The organism is Caulobacter sp. AP07 (assembly GCF_000281955.1).
GTDB lineage: Bacteria > Pseudomonadota > Alphaproteobacteria > Caulobacterales > Caulobacteraceae > Caulobacter.
Map to the genome: position 1 here is coordinate 1 of NZ_AKKF01000195.1, position 7,989 is coordinate 7,989.

A 7,989-nucleotide genomic window follows, 5' to 3' on the forward strand; every position below is an offset into this window, starting at 1 on the left:
AACGCCGCGACCGGCCTTTCGGCTGTCGCGGCGTCTTGCGTCTATCGACCCCCCACCCGACCTCGCTCCGCGAGGTCACCCTCCCGCAAGGGGAGAGGGATAGGCGGAACTACAGCAGCCCCAGGATCATCGCCCGCGCCGCCTCGCCCAGGTCCGGGCGCTTCAGGGCCAGGGCCACATTAGCCCGCAGCAGGCCGATCTTGTCGCCGCAGTCATAGGTCTCGCCGTCATATTCCAGGGCGTGGAAGTCCTGGGTCTTCAGCAGGCTGAGCATCGAGTCGGTCAGCTGGATCTCGCCGCCGGCGCCCTTGCCCTGCTTCTCCAGCAGATCGAAGATTTCCGGCTGCAGGATGTAGCGGCCCGAAATGAACAGGTTCGAGGGCTCGGTCCCCTTGGCCGGCTTCTCGACCATGCCGGTCATGCGGTTCAGCCGGCCGTCCTGGCCGTCCAGCGCCACGATGCCGTACTGGTGGGCCATGCCCTCGGGCGCCGGCTCGACCACGACGATGTTGCCGCCCTTCTGGTCATAGGCCTCGATGGCCTGGGCCAGGGCCGGGACGCCGGCCGACATCACCATGTCGGGCAGCATCACCGCGAACGGCTCGTCGCCGATGATGTCGCGGGCGCACCACACCGCGTGGCCCAGGCCCAGCGGGGCCATCTGGCGCACGAAGCTCATCTCGCCGGGCCTGGGCAGCTCGCCCAGCAGCTCCTCGAGCAAGGCGGTCTTGCCCTTGGCGGCCAAGGCGGCTTCCAGCTCGACCTGGTGGTCGAAATAGTCCTCGATCGCGCCCTTGTTGCGGCCGGTCACGAAGACGAAGTGCTCGATGCCCGCCGCCCGGCCTTCCTCGACGATGTAGGACAGGATCGGCCTGTCCACGACGTTGAGCAGCTCCTTCGGCGTCGTCTTGGTGCCGGGAAGGACCCGGGTGCCGAAACCGGCGACGGGGAGAACGGCCTTGCGAACGGGTTTCATGGAAGCCTCGTGAGCGGTCACTGATGGGGACGGTTTCTAGGGCGCGCCGCCGGGGCGCGCCACCACTGTTCGATGACGGTTCGCCTCAAACCGCGGCCTGCCGAAAATCGCCGCGCCGTGCGGCGAGAAATGGGCTAGCACGGACACGCAATTGTTCCGGAGCTTCGCCTTATGGTCCGCGTCCCCCGTTTCGTCCTCGCCGTCGCGGTCACGCTTGGCGTCGCCCTGGGCCTGTCGGCCTGCGGACCCAGCAAGAAGCAGCAGGAAAGCCTGGCCGCCGCCGAGGCCTTCCTGGCCCAGAACGCCAAGCAGCCCGGCGTGGTCACCCTGCCCGACGGCCTGCAGTACAAGATCGTCCGCTCGGGTCCCGCCACCGGCGCCAAGCCGGGGCCCATCGACGAGGTCAAGGTCCACTACGAGGGCAAGCTGACGAACGGCGAGATCTTCGACAGCTCCTACGAGCGCGGCCAGCCCGCCTCGTTCCCGCTGCAGGGCCTGGTGCCGGCTTGGAAGGAAGCCCTGGTGATGATGCGGCCCGGCGACGAATGGACCCTCTACGTGCCGCCGGCCCTCGGCTACGGCGCCCAGGACAAGGGTCCGATCCCCGGCAATAGCGTGATGATCTTCCGCATCGAGCTGATCGACGTGCTGCCCACCAAGATCCAGGCGCCCAAGGAGCGGGCCCCAGCCTAGACGACGTGGACCAGCCCTGCCCAGCGGGCGCTTGTTCAACTCAAAAACTCCGTCATCCCCCGCTTTATGCGGGGGACCCAAGCCGAGCTGGCGGGTGCTCATCGGAAACGCCGCTTGGGTCCCCCGAACAAGTCGGGGGATGACGAATGTGGGTGGCCCCGCGCCAGAACACATCGCGGACGTGAAATCGCTCCGCCGAGCCAAGCGCCAACAATTCCTAAATCCTCGGGACGGCCATGCCCCTGACCACCGCCGGTCGTTCGCCGACCGTCTTCAGCCAGCGGCGCACCGCCGGCAGGGCGGGCTTGTCGGACTGGATCTTCTCCAGGGTCTCCAGCGCCGCCCGCGTCCAGGCGTAGCTGGCGACGTCGGCGATCGAATAGGTTTCGCCGGCCAGGTAGGGGTGTTTTTCCAGCCGCCCCTCCATCACCCCCAGCAGCCGCCGGACCTCGTCGCCGAACCGGTCGATGGCCAGTTCCGAGGGTTCGGCGGCGCGCAGCGCGAAATAGCTCAACTGGCCGGCCATCGGCCCCAGCCCGCCCACCTGCCAGAAGGTCCATTCCAGGGCCGCCACCCGCGCGGGGCCGGACGGCGCCAGCAACTTGCCGGTCTTCTCGGCCAGATAGACCAGGATCGCGCCGCTCTCGAACACCGACTGCGGACCGCCGGACGTGTCACGGTCGATGATCGCCGGAATCTTGTTGTTGGGCGAGATCGTCAGGAAATCGGGCGCGAACTGCTGGTGCTGGCCGATGTCGACCGGGTGGACGCGATAGTCCAGGCCCAGCTCCTCCAGCATGATCGAGATCTTGCGGCCGTTGGGCGTGGCCCAGGTGTAGAGGTCGATCATCCGGTGTCTCCGCTCGTTCCACGCGCACGGACGACGCGCGCCGGTCCGTTCGCGTCGCCGACGGTAGGCGCGCGCGCGAGGCCGCGCTAGGGTCGCGCCATGGTCTCCTCATCCGAAACGCTTTCCGCCCGCGCGGTCGATATTCTCGGCACGCTCGTGGCCTTCGACACCACCTCGCGGCTTTCGAACCTGGCCCTGATCGAATGGGTCGAGGCCTATCTGTCCGACCTGGGGATCGCCTCGCGGCGGGTGCCCAACCCCGACGGGACCAAGAGCAACCTGCTGGCCAGCATCGGCCCGGCCGTCCCGGGCGGCGTGGTGCTGTCGGGCCACACCGACGTGGTGCCGGTCGACGGCCAGCCGTGGACCAGCGATCCGTTCGTGCTGACCCCGCGCGACGGGCGGCTGTACGGGCGGGGGACCTGCGACATGAAGGGCTTTCTCGCCCTGGCCCTGGCCGCCGCGCCGGATCTGGCCGCCGCCACGCTCGACCGCCCCGTCCACCTGGCCTTCTCCTACGACGAGGAGATCGGCTGCCTGGGCGCGCCGGACATGATCGCGGTGATCGCCAGCGAGCTGCCCCGCCCCGCCCTGGTGGTGGTCGGCGAACCCACCGACATGGTCGCGGTGCGCGGCCACAAGGGCATCTCCAGCTTCCGCGTCACGGTCACCGGTCGCGAGGCCCATTCCAGCCTGACCCATCTGGGCGTCTCGGCCAACATGGTCGCCATCAAGCTGATGAGCCATCTGGTCGAGCTGTCGGAGCGGCTGGAGCGCGAGGCCGACCCAGGCTCGCCGTTCGTCCCCAAGGGCGCGACCCTGACCATCGGCCAGGTCAATGGCGGCACGGCGCTCAACATCCTGGCCCGCGAGTGCGTGTTCGTCTTCGACCTGCGCATGCCGGCGGGGATGGACGCCCAGGCGATCCTGGCCGACTTCTTCGCCCTGGCCGCGAAGCTGGACGCCGAGATCAAGGCCAGGGCCCCCGAAGGCGGCGTGCGCGTCGAGACCCGCTCGATGACCCCGGCCTTCGCGCCGGAGGTCGATGGGGCGGCCGAGGTGTTCGCCCGCCGCATCGCCGGCGACAACGGCCCGCCGCGCGTCGTGCCCTACGCCGCCGAGGCCGGACAGTTCCAGGGCGCGGGCTTCTCGACGGTGATCTGCGGTCCCGGCTCGATCGACCAGGCCCACCAGCCCGACGAATATGTCGAGGTCAGCCAGATGCAGCGCGGCGCGGCCTTCATGCGCCGGCTGATCGAGGACCTTTCCCAAGCGTGACGGCCGAAGGTGGAAGCCGGTTTTCGGCGACCGTCACGCGTCTCCCAGGACCTGCTACCGCTCCGAGGATCGGTAGCGCCGGATGACGATCCGGCGACCGAAAAAGGCCACCGGGTCGATGGCCATGGCCCGCAGGATATCCCAGGACCCGGCCTTGCGGCCGGCCTGAAGCGCGCGCCGCGAAGCCAGGATCGGATCGAGGGCCTCGCGCTTGAGCGCCGCCCGGATGCCGCGCACCACCGGCGCGGCGTCGCCCCGCCGGGCGTGCAGCAGCAGCAGGCCGGCGGTCACCGCCACGTGCAGCGGCGTGGTCAGCCACAGCAGCAGCGGCGGGGTGTTCTTCAGGAAGGTCCAGATCCGGTTGCGCGAACCGTGGAAGACGGCGAAGTCCGAACGCACCCCAGTGCTGGCCGATCCCACGTGCTCGACCCGCGCCGCCGGCAGCAGCAAGGTCGCCTCGCCCGCCAGGCGCAGCCGATAGCCCAGGTCGACGTCCTCGCAGTAGCAGAAGAACCGCTCGTCGAAGCCGCCCAGGCTCAGGAACAGCGCGCGGTCGATCAGGGTCGCCGCGCCGCAGGCCGAGAAAACCTCGCCCTCGCGCAGGTTCGGCGGCAAGCGCCGGCGATAGCCGCCGCGGAACGGGATGCCGGCCGAGGTCATCACGTCGCCCGCCCCGTCCATCAGGCCCGGCTCGTCGGCCACCATCTGCAGCGAGGTGAAGCAGCGCACCTCCGGATGGCGCAGCGTCCCGGCGATCAGCGCCTCCAGCCAGTCCGGATGCGGATAGGCGTCGGGATTGAGCAGCACCAGCCAGCGGCCCCGCGCCTCGCGCGCCGCCAGGTTGTTGCCGGCCGCGAAGCCCAGATTGACGCCCGGTTGCAGGAACCGGATCGCCGGGTCCGCGGCCACGGCGGCCTGGGGCGCGCCGTCGGTCGAGGCGTTGTCGACCAGCAGAACCTCGAAATCGGCGAAGGTCTGGGCGTCCAGTCCAGCCAGGCAACGCTCCAGCGTGGGCCCGCTCTCGTAGGAGACGATGACGACGCTGACCGTCGGCGCCGCGTCGCTCTTGCCTTTGCCGGTGGGGCGAGCCATGCGTGGCGAACTCGTTCTCAAAGGGTTCAAACATGAAGATCACGCCGATGGCGATCCCCGAGGTGCTGCTTATCACGCCCGCGCGTCATGGCGACGAGCGGGGGTGGTTTTCGGAGACTTTTCGTCAATCGGCGCTGGAGGAGGCCGGCTTCACCGGCGGGACCTTCGTGCAGGACAACCACGTGCGGTCGACCACCCGCGGCATCCTGCGCGGCCTGCATTTCCAGAAGCCGCCGCATGCCCAGGACAAGCTGCTGCGCTGCGTGCGCGGCGCGATCTTCGACGTCGCCGTCGACATCCGCCGGGGTTCGCCGACCTTCGGCCGCTGGGTCGGAGCCGAGCTGTCGGCCGACAACGCCCAGCAGTTGCTGGTGCCCAAGGGCTTCGCCCACGCCTACTGCACCCTGACCGACGAGTGCGAGGTGCTCTACAAGGTCACCGGCTACTACGCGCCGCACGCCGAGGGCGCGCTGCGCTGGAACGACCCCGCCGTCGGCGTCGACTGGACCGTTCCGGCCGGCGAGATCACCACCAACGCGCGCGACGGCGAGGCTTCGCTGCTGGCCGACCTCGACACGCCCTTCGTCTACGAAGGCGCGGCTTGAGCTTTGCCGACCTGAGCTGGACCTCGCAGGACGGCCTGATCCTGCACGCCCGCGACTACGCCCCGATCGGCGAGGTTTCCGGCGTTCCGGTGATCTGCATCCACGGCCTGACCCGCAACGCCCGCGACTTCGAGGACCTGGCGCCGCGCATCGCCGCGACGGGTCGCCGGGTGATCGCGGTGGACGTGCGTGGCCGGGGCCGCTCGGCGCGCGATCCCCAGCCGCTGAACTACCATCCGGGAACCTATGCCATGGACATCGTCGCCCTGCTCGACGCCACGGGCGTCGACAGGGCGGTGTTCGTCGGGACCAGCATGGGCGGGATCATCGCCATGGTGCTGGCCTCGATCCGTCCCGAAGCCATCGCCGGCGCGGTGCTCAACGACGTGGGGCCCGAGCTGGCGCCGGCGGGCCTGGCCCGGATCGGCGGCTATGTCGGCGGCGGCTTTGCCTTCGCGACCTGGGACGAGGCCGCCGCCTACGCCAAGGCGATCAACGGAGCGGCCTTCCCGACCTACGCCGACGCCGACTGGACGGTGTTCGCGCGCCGGCTGGTCGATGAAACGCCGGACGGGACCCTGGCGCTGGCCTATGACCCGGACATCGCCGCGCCCTTCAAGGCCGCCGATCCGGAAGCGCCGCCGGCCGACATGTACCCGCTGTTCCGCGCCCTGGCGGCGTGCGGGCCCGTGCTGCTGGTGCGCGGTGCGATCTCCGACCTGATCGACCGGCCGATCGTCGAGCGCATGCGCGCGGCCGCCCCTCTCATGACCTATGTCGAGGTTCCCGAGGTCGGCCACGCGCCGATGCTGACCGAGCCGGCGGCCTGGAAGGCGCTCGGCGCATTTCTCCGTGGCGCTTCGCTCGACGTGATCGCGACTTGATCAACGGCTATCGAAGCTCATCGGCAAATGATATCCCGCCTTGGGGATTACGCGTTTCGATAGAGTGCGTTAGGGGTGCGACGCCGCCTCGAACGCCGCAGTGTCGGCCTGGAAGGACTATAGCGTGAAGATACTTGTTACCGGGGGAGCGGGCTTTATCGGCTCGGCGGTCTGTCGCCTCTTGATCCGCGAGACGGGCGATCAGGTCGTCAATCTGGACAAGCTGACCTATGCGGGCACCCTGACTTCGGTCGCCGAGGTTTCGGACTCGCCGGACTATGTGTTCGTACGGGCCGACATCACCGATCGCGCGGCGATCCGGGCGATCTTCCAGGCCCACCGCCCCGACGCGGTCCTGCATCTGGCCGCGGAGTCGCATGTCGACCGCTCGATCGCCGGCGCCGGTCCGTTCATCGAGACCAACATCGTCGGCACCTATGTGATGCTCGATTGCGCGCTGGACTACTGGCGCGGCCTGGACGCTCAAGCTCAGGCGGCCTTCCGCTTCCTGCATGTCTCCACCGACGAAGTCTATGGCAGCCTGGGGGCCGACGGGCTGTTCGAAGAGACCACGCCCTACGCGCCGACCTCGCCCTATTCGTCGTCCAAGGCCGCCGCCGACCACCTGGCCCTGGCCTGGTTCCACACCTACGGCCTGCCGGTGCTGGTCTCCAACTGCTCCAACAACTACGGCCCCTATCACTTCCCGGAAAAGCTGATCCCGCTGATGATCCTCAACGGCCTGGATCGCAAGCCGCTGCCGGTCTACGGCGACGGCGCCAATATCCGCGACTGGCTGTATGTCGACGACCATGCCCGCGCCCTGCGCCGCATTCTCGAGGCCGGACGTCCGGGCGAGAAATACAATGTCGGCGGCCGCAACGAACGGACCAACCTGCAGGTGGTTCACACCATATGCGACCTGCTGGACGAACTGGCCCCCCATGCGGCGGGCGCGCACCGCGACCTGATCACCTATGTCACCGACCGGCCCGGTCATGACCGCCGCTACGCCATCGACGCCACCAAGCTGGAGACCGAGCTGGGCTGGCGGGCCCGCGAGACCTTCGAAACCGGCATCCGCAAGACGGTCGAATGGTATCTGGCCCGCGCCGACTGGTCGGCGCCGCTCCGCGAAGCCTATGACGGCAAGCGCCTGGGCCTGCTGACCGCCAAGGCCGGCTGATCGATGACCAAGCCGATCCTGGTGTTCGGTCGAAGCGGCCAGGTCGCTCGCGAGTTGGAGGGACTGGGCGTGGCCAGCGGCCGCGCCATGGTCTTCGCCGGACGCGAGACCCTGGACCTCGCCGATTTCGGCGCGATTGAAGGCCTGATCGCGTCGGTCGATCCCCACGCGATCATCAACGCCGCCGCCTACACCGCCGTCGACCGCGCCGAGCAGGAGGCCGACGCGGCCTTCGCCCTCAATCGTGACGCGCCGGCGGCGATGGCCGTGGCCTGCGCGTCGCGCGGCCTGCCGTTCGTGCACTTCTCCACGGACTATGTCTTCGACGGCGTGCTGGATCGTCCCTATGTCGAGACCGACGCCACCGGGCCGACCGGCGTCTACGGCGCCAGCAAGCTGGCCGGCGAACAGGCGGTGGCGGCGGC

The 7,989-nt window shown here is 69.2% G+C and carries 9 protein-coding genes; 6 read left to right on the forward strand and 3 right to left on the reverse strand.

Going from position 1 to position 7,989, the window contains the following annotated elements; all coding sequences use genetic code 11:
- Positions 1-109: 109 nt before the first annotated feature.
- Positions 110-997, reverse strand: a complete 888-nt coding sequence (locus PMI01_RS17060) for a UTP--glucose-1-phosphate uridylyltransferase (RefSeq protein WP_085954882.1) — start codon at positions 995-997, stop codon at positions 110-112.
- Between the two features lie 150 nt (positions 998-1,147).
- Between PMI01_RS17060 and PMI01_RS17065 the strand changes: the two genes are divergently transcribed.
- On the forward strand, positions 1,148-1,669 hold the full coding sequence (locus tag PMI01_RS17065) for an FKBP-type peptidyl-prolyl cis-trans isomerase (protein WP_007671626.1): 522 nt from the start codon (positions 1,148-1,150) through the stop codon (positions 1,667-1,669).
- Between the two features lie 217 nt (positions 1,670-1,886).
- On the opposite strand, the gene PMI01_RS17070 is transcribed toward PMI01_RS17065, so the two are convergent.
- Positions 1,887-2,519 carry a glutathione binding-like protein gene (locus PMI01_RS17070; RefSeq protein WP_007671629.1) on the reverse strand — a complete coding sequence of 211 codons (633 nt, stop codon included), beginning with the start codon at positions 2,517-2,519 and terminating at the stop codon, positions 1,887-1,889.
- Between the two features lie 99 nt (positions 2,520-2,618).
- On the opposite strand from PMI01_RS17070, the gene argE reads away from it, so the two are divergent.
- A complete protein-coding gene (gene argE / locus PMI01_RS17075) occupies positions 2,619-3,797 on the forward strand; it encodes an acetylornithine deacetylase (RefSeq protein ID WP_007671631.1) in 1,179 nt (392 codons plus the stop codon).
- Positions 3,798-3,851: 54 nt separating this feature from the next.
- On the opposite strand, the gene PMI01_RS17080 is transcribed toward argE, so the two are convergent.
- Positions 3,852-4,889, reverse strand: coding sequence for a glycosyltransferase family 2 protein (locus tag PMI01_RS17080; RefSeq protein ID WP_007671633.1), 1,038 nt, complete (start codon positions 4,887-4,889; stop codon positions 3,852-3,854).
- A 32-nt stretch (positions 4,890-4,921) separates the two neighbouring features.
- Between PMI01_RS17080 and rfbC the strand changes: the two genes are divergently transcribed.
- The 4 genes from rfbC to PMI01_RS17100 form a co-directional block, all read left to right on the forward strand.
- Complete coding sequence (rfbC, locus tag PMI01_RS17085) at positions 4,922-5,494, forward strand: dTDP-4-dehydrorhamnose 3,5-epimerase (protein ID WP_007671634.1); 573 nt, start codon at positions 4,922-4,924, stop codon at positions 5,492-5,494.
- A complete protein-coding gene (locus tag PMI01_RS17090; RefSeq protein ID WP_007671641.1) occupies positions 5,491-6,378 on the forward strand; it encodes an alpha/beta fold hydrolase in 888 nt (295 codons plus the stop codon). Before rfbC ends, PMI01_RS17090 begins: the two co-directional genes overlap by 4 nt.
- 124 nt (positions 6,379-6,502) lie before the next feature.
- The gene (rfbB, locus tag PMI01_RS17095) at positions 6,503-7,564 is read left to right on the forward strand and encodes a dTDP-glucose 4,6-dehydratase (protein ID WP_035036837.1); all 1,062 of its coding nucleotides are present in this window, start codon (positions 6,503-6,505) and stop codon (positions 7,562-7,564) included.
- A 3-nt stretch (positions 7,565-7,567) separates the two neighbouring features.
- Positions 7,568-7,989, forward strand: a 422-nt coding sequence (locus PMI01_RS17100) for an SDR family oxidoreductase (RefSeq protein WP_007671645.1), incomplete at its 3' end; no start/stop codon positions are given.

Excerpts from the sequence above, each read along its gene's own strand:
- PMI01_RS17065 (WP_007671626.1), top strand. The coding sequence starts at position 1,148 with ATGGTCCGCGTCCCCCGTTTCGTCCTCGCCGTCGCGGTCACGCTTGGC.
- PMI01_RS17070 (WP_007671629.1), bottom strand. The coding sequence starts at position 2,519 with ATGATCGACCTCTACACCTGGGCCACGCCCAACGGCCGCAAGATCTCG.
- rfbC (WP_007671634.1), top strand. The coding sequence starts at position 4,922 with ATGAAGATCACGCCGATGGCGATCCCCGAGGTGCTGCTTATCACGCCC.
- PMI01_RS17080 (WP_007671633.1), bottom strand. The coding sequence starts at position 4,889 with ATGGCTCGCCCCACCGGCAAAGGCAAGAGCGACGCGGCGCCGACGGTC.
- argE (WP_007671631.1), top strand. The coding sequence starts at position 2,619 with ATGGTCTCCTCATCCGAAACGCTTTCCGCCCGCGCGGTCGATATTCTC.